Annotated in this window: 22 protein-coding genes; 19 read left to right on the top strand and 3 right to left on the bottom strand. The window is 45.4% G+C overall.

Going from position 1 to position 18,182, the window contains the following annotated elements:
* Positions 1-7 precede the first annotated feature (7 nt).
* The 9 genes from DS742_RS18220 to DS742_RS18180 all read left to right on the top strand — a co-directional run bounded on the left by DS742_RS18220 (position 8) and on the right by DS742_RS18180 (position 7,896).
* Positions 8-556 carry a DUF7666 domain-containing protein gene (locus DS742_RS18220; RefSeq protein ID WP_117418399.1) on the top strand — a complete coding sequence of 183 codons (549 nt, stop codon included), beginning with the start codon at positions 8-10 and terminating at the stop codon, positions 554-556.
* Positions 553-2,757: a PcfJ domain-containing protein gene (locus DS742_RS18215; RefSeq protein WP_170313515.1), complete on the top strand. Its 2,205-nt coding sequence runs from the start codon at positions 553-555 to the stop codon at positions 2,755-2,757. The genes DS742_RS18220 and DS742_RS18215 overlap by 4 nt, the downstream gene beginning before the upstream one ends.
* Positions 2,758-2,826: 69 nt before the next feature.
* A complete protein-coding gene (locus DS742_RS18210) occupies positions 2,827-3,039 on the top strand; it encodes a hypothetical protein (RefSeq protein ID WP_117418398.1) in 213 nt (70 codons plus the stop codon).
* A complete protein-coding gene (locus tag DS742_RS18205; RefSeq protein ID WP_117418397.1) occupies positions 3,032-3,352 on the top strand; it encodes a hypothetical protein in 321 nt (106 codons plus the stop codon). The genes DS742_RS18210 and DS742_RS18205 overlap by 8 nt, the downstream gene beginning before the upstream one ends.
* Entirely contained in the window at positions 3,352-5,370 is a 2,019-nt protein-coding gene (ligA, locus tag DS742_RS18200; protein WP_117418396.1) for an NAD-dependent DNA ligase LigA, read from the top strand. Before DS742_RS18205 ends, ligA begins: the two co-directional genes overlap by 1 nt.
* Before the next feature lie 75 nt (positions 5,371-5,445).
* Positions 5,446-6,069, top strand: a complete 624-nt coding sequence (locus tag DS742_RS18195) for a hypothetical protein (protein WP_117418395.1) — start codon at positions 5,446-5,448, stop codon at positions 6,067-6,069.
* A 69-nt stretch (positions 6,070-6,138) separates the two neighbouring features.
* Positions 6,139-6,402 carry a hypothetical protein gene (locus tag DS742_RS18190; RefSeq protein ID WP_147325824.1) on the top strand — a complete coding sequence of 88 codons (264 nt, stop codon included), beginning with the start codon at positions 6,139-6,141 and terminating at the stop codon, positions 6,400-6,402.
* A 154-nt stretch (positions 6,403-6,556) separates the two neighbouring features.
* Complete coding sequence (locus DS742_RS18185) at positions 6,557-7,474, top strand: ParM/StbA family protein (protein ID WP_341457661.1); 918 nt, start codon at positions 6,557-6,559, stop codon at positions 7,472-7,474.
* A gap of 5 nt (positions 7,475-7,479) precedes the next feature.
* On the top strand, positions 7,480-7,896 hold the full coding sequence (locus DS742_RS18180; protein ID WP_117418393.1) for a hypothetical protein: 417 nt from the start codon (positions 7,480-7,482) through the stop codon (positions 7,894-7,896).
* A gap of 31 nt (positions 7,897-7,927) precedes the next feature.
* Here the strand turns inward: DS742_RS18180 and DS742_RS18175 are convergent, their stop codons facing one another.
* On the bottom strand, positions 7,928-8,260 hold the full coding sequence (locus DS742_RS18175; RefSeq protein ID WP_117418392.1) for a helix-turn-helix domain-containing protein: 333 nt from the start codon (positions 8,258-8,260) through the stop codon (positions 7,928-7,930).
* Between the two features lie 126 nt (positions 8,261-8,386).
* Between DS742_RS18175 and DS742_RS18170 the strand changes: the two genes are divergently transcribed.
* From DS742_RS18170 to DS742_RS18140, 7 genes are all read left to right on the top strand, one after another.
* Positions 8,387-8,920: an SLOG family protein gene (locus DS742_RS18170; RefSeq protein ID WP_117418391.1), complete on the top strand. Its 534-nt coding sequence runs from the start codon at positions 8,387-8,389 to the stop codon at positions 8,918-8,920.
* A 181-nt stretch (positions 8,921-9,101) separates the two neighbouring features.
* Positions 9,102-9,305 (top strand): helix-turn-helix domain-containing protein, encoded by a 204-nt coding sequence (locus DS742_RS18165; protein WP_117418390.1) that lies wholly within the window; start codon positions 9,102-9,104, stop codon positions 9,303-9,305.
* 4 nt (positions 9,306-9,309) lie between these two features.
* Positions 9,310-11,295 carry a sensor histidine kinase gene (locus DS742_RS18160; protein WP_117418389.1) on the top strand — a complete coding sequence of 662 codons (1,986 nt, stop codon included), beginning with the start codon at positions 9,310-9,312 and terminating at the stop codon, positions 11,293-11,295.
* Positions 11,292-11,975 carry a response regulator transcription factor gene (locus DS742_RS18155; RefSeq protein ID WP_117418388.1) on the top strand — a complete coding sequence of 228 codons (684 nt, stop codon included), beginning with the start codon at positions 11,292-11,294 and terminating at the stop codon, positions 11,973-11,975. The genes DS742_RS18160 and DS742_RS18155 overlap by 4 nt, the downstream gene beginning before the upstream one ends.
* Before the next feature lie 651 nt (positions 11,976-12,626).
* Positions 12,627-13,262, top strand: a complete 636-nt coding sequence (locus DS742_RS18150; RefSeq protein WP_117418387.1) for a TetR/AcrR family transcriptional regulator — start codon at positions 12,627-12,629, stop codon at positions 13,260-13,262.
* Complete coding sequence (locus DS742_RS18145) at positions 13,259-13,627, top strand: hypothetical protein (RefSeq protein WP_117418386.1); 369 nt, start codon at positions 13,259-13,261, stop codon at positions 13,625-13,627. Before DS742_RS18150 ends, DS742_RS18145 begins: the two co-directional genes overlap by 4 nt.
* A gap of 23 nt (positions 13,628-13,650) precedes the next feature.
* On the top strand, positions 13,651-14,067 hold the full coding sequence (locus DS742_RS18140; RefSeq protein ID WP_117418385.1) for a flavodoxin domain-containing protein: 417 nt from the start codon (positions 13,651-13,653) through the stop codon (positions 14,065-14,067).
* An 86-nt stretch (positions 14,068-14,153) separates the two neighbouring features.
* On the opposite strand, the gene DS742_RS18135 is transcribed toward DS742_RS18140, so the two are convergent.
* On the bottom strand, positions 14,154-14,675 hold the full coding sequence (locus DS742_RS18135) for an MATE family efflux transporter (RefSeq protein ID WP_205692773.1): 522 nt from the start codon (positions 14,673-14,675) through the stop codon (positions 14,154-14,156).
* Between the two features lie 5 nt (positions 14,676-14,680).
* Between DS742_RS18135 and DS742_RS18130 the strand changes: the two genes are divergently transcribed.
* On the top strand, positions 14,681-14,863 hold the full coding sequence (locus tag DS742_RS18130; protein WP_242996590.1) for a DUF4368 domain-containing protein: 183 nt from the start codon (positions 14,681-14,683) through the stop codon (positions 14,861-14,863).
* Between the two features lie 198 nt (positions 14,864-15,061).
* Here the strand turns inward: DS742_RS18130 and DS742_RS18125 are convergent, their stop codons facing one another.
* Positions 15,062-15,274, bottom strand: a complete 213-nt coding sequence (locus tag DS742_RS18125) for a hypothetical protein (protein WP_117418383.1) — start codon at positions 15,272-15,274, stop codon at positions 15,062-15,064.
* Positions 15,275-15,992: 718 nt separating this feature from the next.
* Here DS742_RS18125 and DS742_RS18120 point away from each other — a divergent pair.
* Positions 15,993-16,763, top strand: a complete 771-nt coding sequence (locus DS742_RS18120) for a LytR/AlgR family response regulator transcription factor (RefSeq protein ID WP_117418382.1) — start codon at positions 15,993-15,995, stop codon at positions 16,761-16,763.
* Positions 16,760-18,082: an ATP-binding protein gene (locus DS742_RS18115; protein WP_117418381.1), complete on the top strand. Its 1,323-nt coding sequence runs from the start codon at positions 16,760-16,762 to the stop codon at positions 18,080-18,082. Before DS742_RS18120 ends, DS742_RS18115 begins: the two co-directional genes overlap by 4 nt.
* Positions 18,083-18,182: the final 100 nt, after the last annotated feature.

Below are 18,182 nucleotides of genomic sequence, written 5' to 3'. Positions count from 1 at the left end.
GAAATGAATGATTGCATACAAGGGCTTTTCTCCCGGACTGGTGTGCCGCGGCTATCAGTTTCATATGGGACTGAATGTGACCGATATGGCCAACTGCCGGGACAATGGATTTCATTGCGCTGAAGATCCGCTGGATTGTCTAACGTACTACTCCGATATGGAGGATTCTGAATACTACATTGTAGAAGCAGGCGGAGATATTGATGAGGATGATTTAGACTCAAAAATTGCCTGCACGCATTTAAACATCCTTAAAAGGCTGACAGAGGAAGAGTTTTTTTTGCACAGTCTTGCCTATATGGTGGATCACCCCAAAAGGCGTTGGAATTCTAAAGTGCAAAAAGATAAGGGAGAGGCATGCAATGGCTATGCGCTGGTGCGCGGAATTGATCCAGCCGCTACCGGAGAACTGAATGATATTCTTGCTTTTGCAAAAGAAGACCATGCTACAGGTAATATTATTCAGGTAGCCCTGGCCCGGGTAGACGGCCGGAAGGTACTACCGGGGCGTTGGTATGGTGTGAACTTGAAAGAAAGGCAGGTGAGTTTGATTTGAGAAAAGGTGAATTACAAAAGCTGCGTACATTGAAAGCGACACCCAAAATGATGAAGATGGCAGCCGACGATACCCCAAAGCGTGAGGTTTACAGCTATGGCTGGAGTGGTCAACAACATACTCGGGAAATTTACCAGTATGGGTTGTATATGCGTTGCCAGACGCTGCAAGGAATCCTGAAAGTTGCATTTTTCCTCCCAGACCGTATGCGTCTGGGAGGAAATCTGCCAGCCTATGAGGTTTTTGTCTGCCGGAATACAGGAGAGTTTTTGACCTATGACCGAAACCGGGACAAATGGCTGACAGCCAAGCTGGATATGCTGGACTGGCCCTCTTATGTTCGTGACGCAAAAAAGAAATGGATCAATCCGGAGGGCTTTGCTACCATCAAGAACTACCTGGGTATCAAGCACGGTGGATATACCGGCCTGCTGGAGTATCAGCTCCAAGTACGAAAGGATGAATTGAAGCGGCGCCACAAGCGGGAAACCGACCCCTGGGATTTGGATTTGGCACAGACGCCGGAACTGCCCAAAGACTGGGACCGCTGGGTACGCAAAGTGGGTATCCCGGAGAATTATATCTTTTACCAGTATAGTCGGAAAGGTGCTGATAGTGGATATTGCACCTACTGCGAGAAGGAAGTGCCAATTCGTAATCCCCGGCATAACAAACAAGGGCATTGTTCGTGCTGCCGACATGAGATTACATTCAAGTCTGTTGGTAAAGCCGGGAGGGTAAATACAAAAAGTGCCTATATGTACCTGATTCAGCGGTGTGAGGATGGCTTTATGATCCGGGAATTTTCCGGTTCTGCCCACTACTCAAAAGGGGAATATGAAAAGCCCGAGTATTCCTACAGGGAAAACAGACGTGTCATATATGGCCGGAATGGGCATGGCCTCCATGCTTATTATTGGGGCGACTATAAACACACTGAGTTTCGTTGGATCAGCTGCGGATTATGTTCGACTTCGGGATGGTATGACTATGCCGGTCGGGTTTATGGCCGTACACTTCCCGATTTGGGAAAGCATGAATTGTGCCGTACTGGCCTGATTGAAGGCATCCGGGATATGCAGATGATTGATCCGGAAAAATACTTAGCAGTGCTGCGTGAGGTGCCACAGCTGGAACAGTTGTCGAAGGCCGGACTCTCAGATTTGGTTAGGGAATGTATGGCCGATAAATATTCATTTCAAGCGTGTTTTTGCAAACATGGCACTGGTGACCTGGCTAAAGTGCTGGGAACGGATGCCCAAGGGCTAAAACGGCTGAGGGCAAATAAGGGCGGTAAAAAGTTTTTGAAGTGGATTCAATATGAAAAATCCACAGGGAAACTTCTGCCTGATAAGGTGATCGCTTGGTTCTGCAGTCAGAGCGTGAAAGTAGATGATCTGAAATTCATCCTTGACCGGATGAGCATTGTTCAGGTCTATAATTACATGAGGCGGCAGATGCAAGAGAATAGAATGTCCAGCAAAGAAATGCTTACCACATGGGAGGACTATCTCTCTATGGCTCTGCGGTTTGATATTGACACCAATGATGCGATTATCTTTCGGGCAAGGAAACTGCGTCAACGTCACGATGAATTGGTGGCCCGTTGCCATCAGAAGAAGGATTTAATCCTCCGTGCCGGTGAGGTGCTGAAAGAGTATCCACATATTGAAAAAATCTATCAGTCTATCAGTGATATTTATGTTTTTGCGGACAAGGATTACACCGTGGTAGTGCCCTGCCGGATAGAAGATATCATACTGGAGGGAGAGAACCTTCACCATTGTCTTGGCAATGTCGAGAGATATTGGGAACGGATTGAGAGCAGGGAAAGCTATGTGTTGTTCTTGCGCTTGACTTCTGAACCAGAGAAATCCTATTATACATTGGAAATTGAGCCAGATGGGACAGTTCGACAGAAAAGAACCATGTATGACCGGCAGAAAGCTGACATTGAGGAAGCCAAGAAATTTCTGAAAAAATGGCAGAAAGAAATTTCCAAGCGACTGACTGACGAAGAACGGGAACTGGCAAAAACCAGCCGTGTTCTACGAAATCAGGAATTTGCTCAGCTGCGGGAAGATCAGGTTATTATCCATACCGGACATTTGTGTGGACACCTGTTGGTGGATGTGCTGATGGCTGATTTGATGGAAGCAACAGAAAATGTACCTGTGCCGGCGCTCTCCGCGGCGGCATAATACAAACAATGGGAGCCGGGTGTCTTTTGAGACGCCCGGCTCCGCTATGTTCAAGGAGGATTGCAGAATATGAAACAGCTTGGAAATCTGGCAATGGTCTGCGCACGACGGCCTGATGTGCTGCTGCAGATCCAAGGCGGTGCAGTGTGCCTTCATGTGGGTATTGGGCCGCAGAGAGAATCTATTCCTTTGGACTGGGACGATGATGAGAAAATCACGGTGCTGGTCAGGGAACTGAATTTTGGACGCTATCAGAAGAAGGAGGAAAAGACACATGATTAAGAATTTGAACCAGTTAAAGAAATCGCTGAAGGCGGGAACCCGCTTTCAAATTACCGCTCACTGTCATACGGAGTATGTGGGTCAGGTGCGGGAAGTCACATTGGCAAATACCCAGGGATTTTATAGCGTGATACCTGACGCGCCAGATCACAAGGTCACCAAAAGCAACGGCGGCAAAGGCTCGGTACTATGGTGGAGTAAGGCGCCGTTCTGGGATTTTTCAGACGGCATCTGCGGCATTTATAGCAGTGATTCAAAGCGCACGGAGGAATTTATGATTCTGGCATTCCGGGTACTTGAGGAGGTGGCATGATGGAAGCGAACATTTTTGAAAAACAGCGTGAACTGACGGACCGGCTGAATATCCATCGGGAAAAATATTATAACCATAACGCTCCAAGTGTTTCAGATGAAGTCTATGACCGGCTGTTCGATGAGTTGAAAGCATTGGAACTGCAGACCGGTATCTGCATGGCAAATTCGCCAACGCAGACTGTAGGTTATTCCGTCGTAAGCAAGCTGGAGAAGACCTCTCATAAAATTCCTCTGCTGTCTTTGGACAAGACAAAAAGCAGCGAGGATTTGGCGTTGTTTCAGGGGACACAGCAAATCATGTTTATGCTGAAACTGGACGGTCTTACTGTAAAGCTGACCTATGAAAATGGTCGGCTTGTGGAAGCGGCCACCAGAGGCGATGGTGAAGAAGGGGAGGTTATTACTCACAACACCAGCGGCATTACAGGTATACCGGCACAAATCCCGTATACAGGTCATCTGGTGGTGACTGGTGAGGCTTTTATCCGCCCCGCTGATTTTGAAGTGTTAAAAGCAAAACTGTTGGACAGCAGCGGTAAACCTTATAAAAACGGACGAAATCTTGCTGCCGGCTCGGTGCGCCTATTGGATGCGGCTACCTGCCGGGAGCGTAAGGTGGTGTTCATGCCCTTTGGCGTGTTGGAAGGTTTTCCTGAGATGCTTACAAAGTCCCAAAAGTTATCTCAGCTTCCGGCACAGGGCTTTTCCATCTGCAAATTTTTAGTCAGCAAAAGGCTCCTCACCCGGGACGAAATTGAGCAGGCAATCCAGCAGCTACAGCAATTTGCTGATGCAAACGGCATTCCCATTGATGGAATCGTGATGTCCTATAACGATATTGCCTTTTCCAAAATCTGTGGACGCACGGGGCATCATTATAAGGACGGCATGGCGTACAAATTTGAAGATGAACTCTATGAGAGCCGTTTGCTGCATATGGAATGGACGCCTACCCGTTTTGGTGAGATTGCCCCTGTTGCAGTGTTCGACACCGTGGAAATCGATGGGTGCGAGGTCTCCAGAGCAAGTCTGCATAATCTGTCCTTCATTGAGGAGCTGGAGCTGATGCCGGGAAATCGTATTTTAGTCTGCAAGAGAAACATGATCATTCCCCATATCGAGGACAATTTGGATCGCAGCGGTTTTTCATTGGAAAATGTGATTCCGCACGAGTGCCCATGCTGCGGTCTTCCTACCCGTATTCATGAAGGGGCGGGGCGTACAGTGGATGGTGAGGAACGGATTACAAAGACACTGTTTTGCGATAATCCTGATTGCGAGACGAGACGACTGCGGCGGTTTGTACATTTTGTCAGCAAGAAGGCAATGGATATTGTCGGACTGTCTGAGGCCACGCTGGAGAAATTGATTGGACATGGGTGGATACATACCTACATGGACATTTACCGGCTGGACAGGCATAGGGATGAGATCGTGCAGATGGACGGCTTTGGAGAAAAGTCATGGCAGAATCTTTGGGACGCTATCCAGCAGAGTCAACATACAACTTTCGAGCGGTACGTGATTGCTATGGATATTCCTATGATTGGCGACAATGCCAGTAAGGCTCTGCGAAGGGAGTTCCACGGCAGCCTTTCCAATTTTGAAATGGCTGTATATCAGGAGTATGATTTCACACAGCTTCCCGACTTCGGGGAGACTTTGCATAACAATATCCGGGACTGGTTCAGCGAGGAAGAAAACATTTATGTCTGGGAGGAGCTGCAGAAGCTGTTGGTAATTGAAGAAAAGGTGATGGAGGTGCTTCCAAACAATGGGACCTCCCCATTTACCGGCTGCACCATTGTGGTGACTGGAAAGGTGGAGCCCTACACAAGAGAGGGAATCAATGACCTGATTGAATCCCTGGGTGCTCATTCTGGTAGTTCTGTTTCAAAAAAGACGGATTATCTGGTCTGCGGAGAAAAAGCCGGTAGCAAGTTGGCAAAGGCACAGGAACTGGGAGTACCGATTTTGACACCGGCAGAATTTTTCCAGAGGGCAAATGTAGCATAAGGTTGAGGAAACCGTGAAGCAATTGACTGCGGGGAGAGGATTCTTTTCTCTCCCTCTATTTTACAGGAGGTTATGATGAATAACAGAACAATGGTAAGGATTTCTTTGGAACAGGAATCGGTGTCCTTGCGGACATATTCCAGACAATTTCGTTCCCCACAGCGGTTTGTAATCCTGCGGAAAGAGCTGGAACAGCTGATAGAGAAGAAATGGCTGCTGACAAATGATATCCGCTCCTTTGCGGAACTGCGGCTAAAAAAAGCTCCGTCTGGTAACGAGGTAATTGTCATTCGCTTTTCCTGGCTAACAGACGGTGGAGCTGATAACCTTAAAGGACATACGGAAACAGTGTATCTGCCTTTCACTCGTTTTCATGACTATCTTGCGGAGGGAGAGACTATCGGACAGGAATGGAAGATACTCTCCATAAAAGAGGACTGGACGCCGCGCATTGAATTTCGCAGCCGGCGAAATCTGAGGGAGGTAATAGCTCGACCTCTGCTGCGCCATAAGTTGGGGCTCTTTTTGTCCCGTAACCTGCGATGGGTTGATTATGAGCGTTTCGTCGTGACAGATGATTTTGTTCCGTACAGCTTTGGTTTTACCGGCTACACACCTAACGGGCCAGGCGTCTGCGGCGGGATCATCCTGCATGGACAGGAAAATCTGAAAAAAGCCGAATATAGCCTGCACACTTAAAAATATTGTTCTGTTAGCCCTGTTAACACAAATGACTAACAGATTCAAAAACATCGGAAAGGAGAAACAATGATGAGAGGAAAAGCAATTTTGAAAAGTTTTAAGGAAACAAGAAACCATGATGTACTATTTGAGTATGGACGGTTGCTGGAACAGCAGGGATGGAAATGCATCCCCATAGAGGGCGGCTATTTATCGCCAGATGGTTCCACCATTTTTATCTGTATGAGAACACCTTATGAGGGGCAATTATTACAGTATTCGTCTGGCGGCGAAGAAAGCTATCTTTCACAGGTCAAGGCGATGGTGGAGTCGGGAGACTTTACTGAGTAAAGGTCAATAGAAAAATCGTAAGGGGCGGCAAATCCGATTTGGATTTGCCGCCCCTGTTTTATTTGTAAAGTTTCTTTTTCAATGCGATTCTGTTGAAAAAGACGTAATCCCGGCGTAAAGGATTAGTATAACAACAAAAAGGAGGACAAGTTTTATGATGCTCATTGGAATCGATCATGGGAATAAACAGATGAAAACTGTTCATTGCGAACCGTTTGTATCTGGTCTGCAGCAGAGCGCCACCAAACCCTTTGGCAAAGATGTACTGTACTATAAGGAAGTATTCTACACGCTTACGGACCAGCGTATTCCTTATCGCAAGGACAAGACAGAGGATGACCGATTTTTCGTTCTGACGCTGTTTGCTCTGGCTGGAGAACTGGCGGTCAGAGGCTATAGTACTGGGAATGTAGTGCGGGTCAAGTTAGCCGTGGGTTTGCCGCCCGCCCATTTCGGTGCTCAAGCCAAGCGGTTCACAGAGTATTTTCAGGAACACGGTATCATTGAATTCTCGTTTAATGGAAAAGACTATGCGGTCTACATTGAGGATGTGGGCTGTTTCCCACAGGCTTATGCGGCAGCCGCAACTATGCTATTTCAGTTGATGGACGACGCCAAGGCAGTAATCCTGGACATTGGCGGTTTCACAGCAGACTACCTGCTTTTAAAAAACGGGCAGGCAGATCTGTCCACCTGTGACTCTCTGGAAAATGGAGTAATCCTACTTTACAATCGCATCCGATCCAAGGCCAACGCCGAGCTAGATATTTTGTTGGACGAGAATGATGTGGACATCATTTTGCGAGGCAAGGGTTCGGATTACCCAGAGGAGGCTGTCCAATTGGTTGAGCAACAGGCGCAGCAGTTTGTGAGCGACCTGTTCAGCACTTTGCGGGAGCGGATGCTGGATCTGCGGTTTATGAAGGTCATCTTTGTAGGTGGCGGCGCAATCCTTCTGCGTAGGCAAATCGAAGCGTCCGGTAAGGTAGGAACACCGCTGTTCGTGGACGACATCAATGCCAACGCAAGAGGCTATGAGTACCTGTACCAGATTGAAATGACGGGCAGGTGATTATTATGGCACCGAAAAAAGACCGCGGGCGGTTTACCCTGCGGCTGAATGAAAAAGACCCGGCCCATGCAGAAGTGATTCGTTTGCTGGAACAGCAGGACCCGCACAGTAAAGGAAGATTCATTGTCAATGCGGTCCTGCACTATGTCCACTGCAGTGAAACGCCCGATATTTCTGCGCGGCAGACATTGGACAGGACGATGATTGAAACCATTGTTCTGGACATTTTGTGCCAGCAGAAAGAATGTGTAGAGTCGTCTGCAGAGGCGGTTCGTCCGCTTATGAAGCAGGAAGAACTGGTGCAGGAGAATACCGCTTTGCTGCCAGAGCCTACAACTAATAGAGAAAAACAACCCGATGCTGACGAAAATGTAAGGAACATAATCAAGGGAACCCTGTCTGCATTTCGCGTCAATAGTTAATAAGAAAGCGAGACACAAGGTTTTGAAAACCCTATGCCTCGCTTTCTTTTATAGCTGCAATATAGCTATTAATGATGTCCTCCAAATGCCGGTACTGGGATGGAGTCAAATCAGAGAATTTTTGAACGAGCGGGCCATTATCCGATTGTGTGATGTTTCCACGCAACAGATAGTCAGTGCTAATTTCAAGGGCATCGCATAAACGGATTATTGTATCTGGACGCATGGCCTTGCGCCCAAGCTCGGCAGTGGATATAGTCTGTGGGGTGACATTGGTCCTCTCAGCCAACACTTCTTGTGTCAGATTCATCTGCTTGCGTCGGTCATATATCCTTTTTCCGATTTCTTTTAAAAGATCATTCATTGATTACCTCCATGCTATAGTTTATATATTATCTGCTATAGCATGGATTTTTAAGCGACTATGGTTGATTTGACTCGTCTATGGCAATTATAATAAAGAAAACAGAAATTCAGGAGGTGGATGCAAATGAGGGTGTTTTCCTGCGCCGTAACCGGTCATAAGCCCACAAGATTCAAGTTCAAGTATAAGGAGAATACGAGTGGGTGTAAACGGCTGAAAAAGCGGCTGCATGACCAGTTTGTTTTGCTATACGAAAAGGGTGTACGACAATTTTATGTCGGAGGTGCTCTGGGCGTGGATATGTGGGCTGCGGAGATTCTTCTGCGGCTGAAGGAACAGCCGGGATTTAAGGAAGTGAATTTGAATGTGATACTGCCCTGCGACGGGCACGATGCATATTGGGATGAGCGGAGCAAGGCCCGGATGCAGTTTATCCGGGACCATGCCAGAGTGATTGTGATTAGCCATATTCACAATGCAGAGAGTTATTTGAGGTGTAACCGCTATATGATAGAACAGGCGGATTATCTGGTGGCAGTCTATGACAATGAGAGGAATATACAAACCGGCACAATGCAGATGGTTAAGTATGCAGAAAGAAAGAGACTCCACACGGTTTTCATTCATCCCGATACGGGGCAGATTACTTCGACGGTATAAAAGCAAAGGAATAATCTTATACCATTATAGTGCTTTGATCCTGCAAAATCATGAGGACGTAAGGCTCTTACCAGATAGCAAACCGTCGGCAGAAGTATTACCAAAGCTACATTGCGTTTTATTGAAATATAGTATAAAATGATATATACTAAAAGTAAACCAAGATGCGGAGGCGTGAAAGATGGATTACCTGACGGTTCGTGAAGCCGGAGAGAAATGGGACGTTGGCAGCCGCATGGCTGCTTATTATTGTGAGCAGGGCCGTGTTCCGGGCGCAATTAAAAAAGGGAACCTCTGGCTTATCCCGAAAGATACCCCCAAGCCGACGGACGGCCGCTCCCTGCGGTACAAGAAAACAGCCGCACCTTCCGAAAAAGGAGAGTGAGCCTATGAAAAAAAGCGGTATCTTTATCCGTATACTGCTGTTTCTTTTGTTGATATTAATCGTACTGTATTGGCTTCTTATGCTGACAAAGGCGCCATATCAGGAAACTCCAGAGCTGCAGAAAGGCCATGCGGATTTGTCCGGCTTTGACCTTGATACAACACTTGCGACCTTACCCGAAGGGTATTTTACCTATTACCCTAGCGTTTTGTACACCCCGGAGGATGTGGAACAGGGACGTCCTGCACAATGGACGCCGGAGAGCGAAAACCCGTCCGAATTGCAGGAATGGGAGAATTACGGCACCTATCGTATGACGCTGACCCTGCCTGCCGGCAGAGCCTATGGAATCAGCGCATACAGCGCCATGTATTCGCAACGGCTGTATGTAAACGGCGAGGAACTATCGGTTGTGGGGATACCAGGAGCAACGGTAGAAACCACCCTTCCAGATACCAATCACTACACGGTGTACTTCACGCCGGATACGGATCAGACGGAGATATTAATCCAAGTGGCAAATTTCCATCACTCCGATGGCGGCGGGCTGCTGGATTTGACTTTAGGTACTGCGCAGAATATCGGTGCACGCGATATGTCCGCACAGATGCGGATTCATATATTGGTTGGCTTCATCGTAACAGCATTTCTTGTATCGATGGGACTGCTCTTGTTTTTCCAATGCCAACCCCATTTATGGTATTCACTGGTCTGCCTTACTGCTTTCGTGCGAATAGGCGTCACTGAAAAAAAAGATATCCTATTCTTACTGCCTGATTTGCCCTGGGAGATCACGCTTAAACTGGAGTATCTTTCTATCATCCTGCTTGTGTTCAGTTTGGTCATGTATATCAATAGCACATTCCCCGGTGCACTAAACCGCTATGCTTTGGCCGCCTTCGGTGCAGGTTGCGCCGCCTATTCCATGATTGTGCTGCTGACGCCGTCGGTTATATATACCGATTTGCTCCATACTGCCATTTGGGTAAACAGACTCTTTCTGATATACATACAAGGTGCATTGATTCTGCGCCTTGTATGTCGAAAGGATAAGATTCGATATGACCACCTTCTGCTGTTCGCGGAAGTGGTTGTATTTATCATTTTTATTCTGTTGGACACTTACTGGTATCGGCGCGGAGGCTATCGCATGGCACTGAGCCTGACTACCTTCGGTCTGATTGTTTTCGCTCTTCTCAATATGATTGTGCAGATTATCAACTTTTCCCGTACCTCAACCGAGCGCAATGAGGCACGGCTGGCGGAGCAGGAAATCCGGGAAAAGGACCGCCTGATGGAAAGGCTGAATCATATGTGGGAGGAATTCTTGCAAACTCTTTCCCACGAACTGCGTACTCCGTTAACGAAAATGGCGAACTGCGCGGGGCTCACGGCTCTCCAAATTCGCAGAAACGCGATTGATGACGATACTCTGGAAAACCTGGAGATTATCAAGCAGGAGGCGTCCCGCCTGTCCGGACTGGTGGAAGGGATGAAAAAAGTATCCCTGGAAGCGGACCAACAGCTCACGTTGGCGGACACCGACGCAAAAACGCTCCTTGTTCGTGGCGCCGGCTTCTGTGAGTCCATTTGTGATAAAAAGGGAAATCAGGTTATGGTTAAGACTGACCCTGTATATATACCCCTGCGTGTGAACGGGGATGGTATCTTCCAGGTGGTGGTTAACCTTATTGTCAATGCAAACCGCCATACAGAACAGGATGTCATTACCCTGACAGCGGAATCGGCGCCGGATCACAGCGTCCGCATCAGCATCACGGATCACGGGGATGGCATCGGTCCCGACCTGCTTCCCCATGTGTTTGAAAGGAATGTCAGCGGCGACGGCAGTACGGGACTGGGACTTGCTATCTGCAGGGAAATCATTGAGGAACACGGCGGAACCATAGAGATTCAGAGTAACCAAGACATGGGAACAACGGTCAGCTTTACGCTTCCCAGCCAAATAGAAAGAGGTGAAAATACATGAGCAAATCAACCATACTGATTGTGGAGGACGATGCCGTCATCTTAAAAACCAACCGCAAGGCGTTAGAGATAGAAGGCTACCGTGTGCTGGAAGCGGCTGACCTTACCGCAGGACGGGTTCAAATGGAGCGCGAAATCCCTGACCTGATCGTCTTGGATATCCTGCTGCCGGATGGCAACGGACTGCGGTACTGTGAAGAACTGCGGAGCAAAAGCGGTGTTCCGATCCTCTTTTTAAGCGCGCTGAACACAAAAGCCGATCTAATAACGGGTCTGCAGGCTGGGGGCGATGATTACATTCCCAAGCCTTATGATATGGACGTGTTTCTGGCACGGGTGGAAGCGCTGTTGCGGAGGAGCAGGCTAACCGGACAAGGGGAAGAAATCCTGTGCATTGGGTCCCTAAAGCTGGATACGCTTTCTCTGCGCGCCTTCTTAAAGGAACGGGATCTGCTCTTAAAGCCAAGGGAATTCGCTCTGCTGGCAACCCTGGCAAAAAACAAGGGTGCGTTTATCTCCACCGAAGCACTGTACAAAACCGTATGGGGCATGGAACCGGCAAGTGATACACGCACCGTGAAGGAGCACATATCCCGGCTGCGGCGGAAGCTGGGCGGCTTATCGCCGGTCCGCATCGAATCGGAACGGGGTAAGGGCTATTGCCTGAAACAACTAAAATAAAGGCGCAAGAGCAGGTGCTCATAAAAAAGTCCAGCTAAAGGTAGTCCGTGATAAGACAATATAAAAATTATATTGTTTATGGGCTACTGCCAGGTGAAATGTCTAAAACAAGCGTATCGTTCACAATGAGCGATACGCTTGTTTTTTGCTTTTCCTGTTCTAATAAGTAGAACAAGTTAAACGAATCTACCAATTGAAGGACAAATATTATGCCAAAAAGAGAATAAAATTTGAGGCTTCATGTCATGACAACACACAAAGAATTAGTTAATTTCGGGCCAAGTTCGAGCTGTTTACAAACCCCCTCTAATTTTTTAGAAATCCAATGGAGAGAGTTTGTTTTGACAAGTTCCCATTTCGGCACTTCCTATTGGCTACAAAAGGTCAAATTTTTAAGTTTTTATCAATTCTAAGGCTATTTTCTGTGTGTGTTTGAAATAGCAGGACTTTGTCAACACCTCGAAGTTGGCTCGAAGTTAAACAAGGAATGAACGACAGCGAAATGAGCAAAATAGCCGAGTTTGGGGAAGCTTGAAATGCTCATAAATAACGACGTGATAATATAATTTAGTTCTCCGCTTGACAAGTGAGCAGTTGTTCACTATAATAATGGTGAACAACTGCTCACTTTATTTGTTGATGGAGGTTATTATGCCAAAAAACGAAACACGTGATACAAAGGAAGTTATTTTGACAGTTGCACTAAAACTGTTTTCTGAAAAAGGTTATGATGGGGTTGGTATCCGTGACATATCAAAAGAAATCGGAATACGCGAGAGCGCCCTTTACAAGCATTATAGCGGAAAGAAAGACATTTTTGACTCTATTCTCAAAGACATTAATCGTCGTTACCAAGAGGACGTTTCTACTTTTATTCCCCCTGAAAGTATGGCCAATATTCTCTCAGAAGAAAGTGATGTCAGGGAGGAATTATTCCGTATCAGCGTTACGATGTTCCAATTCTATCTCAAAACAGAGTATGGTTCGCAACTGCGTAGAATGTTGACAATGGAACAGTATAGAACCTCCGAGGCAAGCAAGTTTTTCAGGGAATTGATAATAGACAAGGGCTTAGATTATATATCAGGCGTGTTCACTGATTTAATAAACACTGGGGTTTATATTGATGCAGACCCAATGGTAATGGCCTTACAGTTTTATTCACCTTTGTATTTGTTGTTATCCAAATACGACAATCAGCCCGAAAAATATGAAGAAGCATTATCTTTTTTAGAAAGACATATTACGATATTCAATAAAATGTATTTAAGGAGCGACAAACAATGAAAGGAATTGGAATATTGGCGGCGGAGTGGTTGATTACCGGCCTGATTGCTTATGCAGGACTATCCGGCAAACAAATATTATTCATCAATGGGCCGAGATCGGCTGTTATTACTTTGGGTGCAATCGGCTTTGCAATGTGCATGATTATGCCGACAATCGGCAAATTTATCAGCAATGCACCTGCTCACCCGCTCACCATCATGGGCTACATCTTTGGGACAATCGCATTACTTACAACAGCAGCGCAAATATTCAAATGGAAAATCCCTATCCTTTATGACCCCCAAATTGCGCTTTTTGTAGTTGCTGGCTGCATTGTCATAAAGTCGGTTATTGGCAGGTTTGCACCGTTGATAATGAAATAAATAGCAGGAAAGAGGGCGTTTCTATGAACATTGAAGTGCGTTATTATTCAAAATCAGGTAATACAAAGAAAATTGCAGATGCCATCGCTAAACAAGCAGGGATATCCGCAAAGCCAATCCACGAGCCTATGCAAGGCAAAGTCGATATATTGTTTTTAGGAACCGGCTTATATGCTTTTGACATTGACCCGGAGCTAAAGAAATATATATTGACACTAAATCCGGCAAATATCAAAAAGGTTGTAGTATTCAGCACAGCGGCTATCGTTAAGTCTGCCTATGAAAAAACTAAAAAATATCTTCAAGATCAGGGACTTACCGTTTCAGATGCAGAATATCATTGCCCCGGTCACTATATGATTTTGCGTACAGGCCGTCCCAACTCTGATGATATAAAAAAAGCCGAACAGTTTGCAAAATCAATAATCAACAGTTTATAAAACGATAAGTTTGGAGCGATAACTATTAACCTCGAACTTGGCCCGAAGTAATGCGAATTTTTAAAGAAAATCTTAACTAGTTGCTTCTAAAACAAAAGATTAATCATGAAATCCTCTCTAATTTTGTTTTCGGTTTCTTTTAGAAACTTTGAGGTAATACGAACAAAAATGAATGTTATAAAGACAGAAATAATATCTGCAACAGGTTTGGATATTAAAATTCCAGTCTTTCCTAAAACGCTTGGTAGAATTATCAGCAAGGGGATTAAGCATATTCCTTGTCTACACAATCCGAGGAAAAATCCTTCTTTCACCTTTCCTAAAGCAAGCAATAATGAGGAGTAAACTGTATAGAATCCAAAAAACACAAATGAAAAACTCTGCATTAAAATTGCTTGAATACCAGTTGAGATAACCTCTTGGTTATTATCAGCAAAAATGCTAATTATGTTTTTAGAAAAAACTGCACAGATTATAGAAAGCAGTAAGCAGAATCCAGTTGTAATTTTTATAGAAAAATGAATCGACTCCCTAACCCTATCAAGCTTCTTTGCTCCAAAATTAAATCCTGCGATAGATTGGAAACCTTTTTGAAAAACCAAATACAAGCATAGTGCCAATAGAAAATATTCGCATAGTTGTTCCTAATGCAGCGCACACCGAAGATGAGGAACGGTTTATCCGCAAGTGCAGGCAGTACACGGATTTGATGGGGCTTACATCCACTATCTTAAATGATCTGGTTAGCAGGGTATTTGTAGAAGCGCCGGATAAATCGGATGGAAAACGAAAGTAGAATATTCACATCAGCTATGATTTGGTGGGTATCCTGCCAGAACTGACACACCGGAAAACGAAGAAATGGCGTAGCTTTTACGCTACGCCATACTTCACTTAAATACTGTTTTATGAGGGACGGCCTAAAAGCTGGACTTTTTCAACGGGCTGATCTGAATCTGAACAAGCCTCCATTTTGCTTATACCGAACCGTGGTTTATGTATCGGAGTTTTTACTTGAAGCAAGTTTTGCCACAAGCTCAGCGGGTGTGATACCTGCTTCTCGGGCGGCATGAAGAAGCGTTTCAATGTCCTCCTTCTTTTTGTCGGCAATCAATTGTTTGCGCTTTTCCTGCAGTTTCTTGATTTGCTCCTCGGTTTCAACGATCTGCTCATCGATATTTTGGGGATGTTTACGTCCTCTTGGCATGATTTATGACCTCCTTATTGAAATTAGTTCCTACGCAGTATAGTATCTATTAGAGATAAAGGCAATAATTCGGATCAAAAATCACCTTTATCGGCTAACACAAAATCAACAGCAATTCGAATACGCCTGTAATTCCGCCCTGCTAAAGGAGGTGCGGTTTGATCAATCTAAGCAAATGTTTCTTTTTTTCGCTGTCTTTGCAGGGACTGGTTCTATCCAGCGCAAAGACCGTAAAATAGTAAGGGTGGATTATCTTATTTTACCACAGCAGTCGCTTATCATTTAAGCCGTCTAAAGGTCAACTTTTGACAACCTACCCGGTTATCATACACCCCCCTGGTAAGCTGGGGACTGCGAAAAGGTTGTCAAAAGTTTACCTATGGCCTGTTGCTAGGATGTTGGTAATTATGATAATATTTAATAAACACTGTTAGTGTTGTCGTATAAACACAGGTAAACCGGCCAGATGAGCAATCATCTAGGCCGGTTTCCGTTTTATTACCTAATAAACGACTAGTATAGAAAGAATCCTTGTGTTGAATCCAAGAGGACTTATGCTGCTGGAGGGTATAGTAAGGCCGAAAGAGCAACTTCTCGCAGGACAGTTGCGATGGTTTTTCTAAAATTTCACCTATAACACACGGCTTGTAACCAGAAGAGAATGATATGAGAACAAAGATACGTCGTATTAGATGTAACTTATTAGGGAGGTGGGCTTATGATAAGAATCGCTATATGCGACGATAACCGCAAGGAAAGGGAACGGTGTACTCGATTTCTTACAGAGTGTGCCGAAAAACATAAAGCAGATATTGAATTGGCTTGTTTTGAAAGCGGAGAGAGCCTGCTGTTTGACTATATTGATACGCCGCATCAAGTGGACATTATCTATCTGGACATTCTGATGGATCAGATTAACGGCATAGATACCGCACGAAAATTGCGTGACGCAGGCTGCCAGGCACAGATCGTGTTCCTGACGAGTTGCGGGACGGAGTATTTGTTTGACGCATTTGAGTCAACCCCGGCGTACTATCTGATGAAAGAGGAAATGGATTTCAAGAAATTTGAGAAGGCTTTTTTGCGTACCTTGGAGCTCGCTCTGGAGAAAAAAGAGGAAGAATTGTTTTCCTTTGAGATCAATGGTATTGTCGAGGCGATTCCCATTAAAGATATTTCCCATTTTGAAATTTGGGGCAGGGTGATTACCGTATATACCAATGACAGGACGGTTGAATTTTATGGCAAGATGAAAGAATTGAATGACTTGCTTGAAGACAAAAACTTTAACCGAGTACACCGCTCCTATTTAATAAATTTGTCTTACATAGCAAGGCTGGAAGGACAGGATATTATTTTGAAGACCGGTGTGCGGGTTCCTATCGGAGAAAATTTCGTGAAGTCTGTGAAAAAAACGTTTATTGAATATATTTCCCGCTCACATGTTAAGTATTCCGGAGGTTTGAAAACGCAGGAGGAACGCCAATGATTTATGCCGCTATGGCCGCAATGCTTGTATATTATTTTTATTTTCTGCTTTACTACCAAAAGGTATTCCCGCCTAAGAAGCAACGATGGGTACGGGATGTGCTGGCGTTACTGAGCGTTGACGTCACCTATAAGCTGTTGGAAATTCTGGATGTACGGTTTCTGTTCATCCCCGTCGTTTTGCTTGCAATGGCGGCTGGCTTTCGACTTTCGACAAGCATGAACTGGTTGCAGGCGTTGTATGGCGGCGGTCTTTGCGTGATGAGTGCCTATTGCTTCCGCAGCATATTGGTTTCCATTGTTGCTTTTATTCAACTGGACAGTAATCCCGGATTCATTGTTGATCCGGCCACGCATATTACCATGACCGCGGTATCGGTTCCTATTGTCATGCTTTTTTTCATTATCCTGCGCAAAACAGTCTTTCAGGCGAGCAGCTTCAGACGGTTTATAAATAACAGCAGGCAATTGAAAATGATCGTCACATTTGAAATTACGGCGGCAATCAATCTCACCATTATAAACTATGCGCGCTTTTCGTTTTCAAATGTCGCATGGTACATCGGAATCAAGCTGGTGGGCAGCCTTCTTACTCAGAGTATACTGGCGTATATGATTTATCAGTCCAATCAGACGATCAAGCTGCTGGAATATAAATGGCGTTCTCAAACATTGGAGGAACAGTATGCCCGACAACTCAGGCATTACAAGTCCTATCAGAAATACACGGAGACACTCCGCACCTTCCGGCACGATTACAAATTTATGACGGCATCGCTGAAAACGCTGCTCCAGCAGCAAGAAACCCAACAGGCAATCGAACTGCTTGACAGCATCGATCACACGATGCAGGAGAATCTACAGGACCATAAATCATATTCCAACAATACGATTTTGGATGCGGTGCTCCAAGATTATGCAGGTATTTGCGAGGAAAACGGGATTCACTTTTCTTTTCAGGTACTGATCCCGAGTAGTATGGAACTGCCGGTTTTAGATACTGTCAGGGTGTTTTCCAATATCATCAGCAATGCGGTTGAGGCATGCTGCAAAATTCCCGAGACAGAACGGTTTATTGAAATAACCAGTACAACAGCCAATGGCTGGGTAAACGTGCAAGCCGTTAATTCCTACAATGGTGCGGCGTTGGAGAAAAACGGGAAACTGCTCACTACGAAATCGAAGAAGGAAAGTCATGGTTTAGGGTTGGTCAGTGTCAACGAGGTTGCGGAGAGGCTTGGCGGCTTTACACTCATTGACGCCAGCGCGGAGAATAAAATCTTTAAGATCAGTGTTTGTATTCCCCATTCAACAGAGTAAAGCCTTATAGACGTATTTCTGATTATTTACTTTACGAAAATTGCAAAAGCCATAGCTGTTTATTGAGAAAGTGAGGAGAATAGTGTGAAAGAAAGTAGAG

Source organism: Lacrimispora amygdalina (genome assembly GCF_003432035.1).
GTDB lineage: Bacteria > Bacillota > Clostridia > Lachnospirales > Lachnospiraceae > Lacrimispora > Lacrimispora amygdalina.
The sequence above is the reverse complement of the archived record's forward strand: the minus strand, read 5'-3'. Positions and strand labels throughout refer to the sequence as shown.

What these genes read in the sequence shown, in the direction of transcription:
- DS742_RS18220 (WP_117418399.1), top strand. Translation starts at nt 8, where the DNA reads ATGATTGCATACAAGGGCTTTTCTCCCGGACTGGTGTGCCGCGGCTAT.
- DS742_RS18210 (WP_117418398.1), top strand. Translation starts at nt 2,827, where the DNA reads ATGAAACAGCTTGGAAATCTGGCAATGGTCTGCGCACGACGGCCTGAT.
- DS742_RS18205 (WP_117418397.1), top strand. Translation starts at nt 3,032, where the DNA reads ATGATTAAGAATTTGAACCAGTTAAAGAAATCGCTGAAGGCGGGAACC.
- ligA (WP_117418396.1), top strand. Translation starts at nt 3,352, where the DNA reads ATGGAAGCGAACATTTTTGAAAAACAGCGTGAACTGACGGACCGGCTG.
- DS742_RS18195 (WP_117418395.1), top strand. Translation starts at nt 5,446, where the DNA reads ATGAATAACAGAACAATGGTAAGGATTTCTTTGGAACAGGAATCGGTG.
- DS742_RS18190 (WP_147325824.1), top strand. Translation starts at nt 6,139, where the DNA reads ATGATGAGAGGAAAAGCAATTTTGAAAAGTTTTAAGGAAACAAGAAAC.
- DS742_RS18185 (WP_341457661.1), top strand. Translation starts at nt 6,557, where the DNA reads ATGATGCTCATTGGAATCGATCATGGGAATAAACAGATGAAAACTGTT.
- DS742_RS18180 (WP_117418393.1), top strand. Translation starts at nt 7,480, where the DNA reads ATGGCACCGAAAAAAGACCGCGGGCGGTTTACCCTGCGGCTGAATGAA.
- DS742_RS18175 (WP_117418392.1), bottom strand. Translation starts at nt 8,260, where the DNA reads ATGAATGATCTTTTAAAAGAAATCGGAAAAAGGATATATGACCGACGC.
- DS742_RS18170 (WP_117418391.1), top strand. Translation starts at nt 8,387, where the DNA reads ATGAGGGTGTTTTCCTGCGCCGTAACCGGTCATAAGCCCACAAGATTC.
- DS742_RS18165 (WP_117418390.1), top strand. Translation starts at nt 9,102, where the DNA reads ATGGATTACCTGACGGTTCGTGAAGCCGGAGAGAAATGGGACGTTGGC.
- DS742_RS18160 (WP_117418389.1), top strand. Translation starts at nt 9,310, where the DNA reads ATGAAAAAAAGCGGTATCTTTATCCGTATACTGCTGTTTCTTTTGTTG.
- DS742_RS18155 (WP_117418388.1), top strand. Translation starts at nt 11,292, where the DNA reads ATGAGCAAATCAACCATACTGATTGTGGAGGACGATGCCGTCATCTTA.
- DS742_RS18150 (WP_117418387.1), top strand. Translation starts at nt 12,627, where the DNA reads ATGCCAAAAAACGAAACACGTGATACAAAGGAAGTTATTTTGACAGTT.
- DS742_RS18145 (WP_117418386.1), top strand. Translation starts at nt 13,259, where the DNA reads ATGAAAGGAATTGGAATATTGGCGGCGGAGTGGTTGATTACCGGCCTG.
- DS742_RS18140 (WP_117418385.1), top strand. Translation starts at nt 13,651, where the DNA reads ATGAACATTGAAGTGCGTTATTATTCAAAATCAGGTAATACAAAGAAA.
- DS742_RS18125 (WP_117418383.1), bottom strand. Translation starts at nt 15,274, where the DNA reads ATGCCAAGAGGACGTAAACATCCCCAAAATATCGATGAGCAGATCGTT.
- DS742_RS18120 (WP_117418382.1), top strand. Translation starts at nt 15,993, where the DNA reads ATGATAAGAATCGCTATATGCGACGATAACCGCAAGGAAAGGGAACGG.
- DS742_RS18115 (WP_117418381.1), top strand. Translation starts at nt 16,760, where the DNA reads ATGATTTATGCCGCTATGGCCGCAATGCTTGTATATTATTTTTATTTT.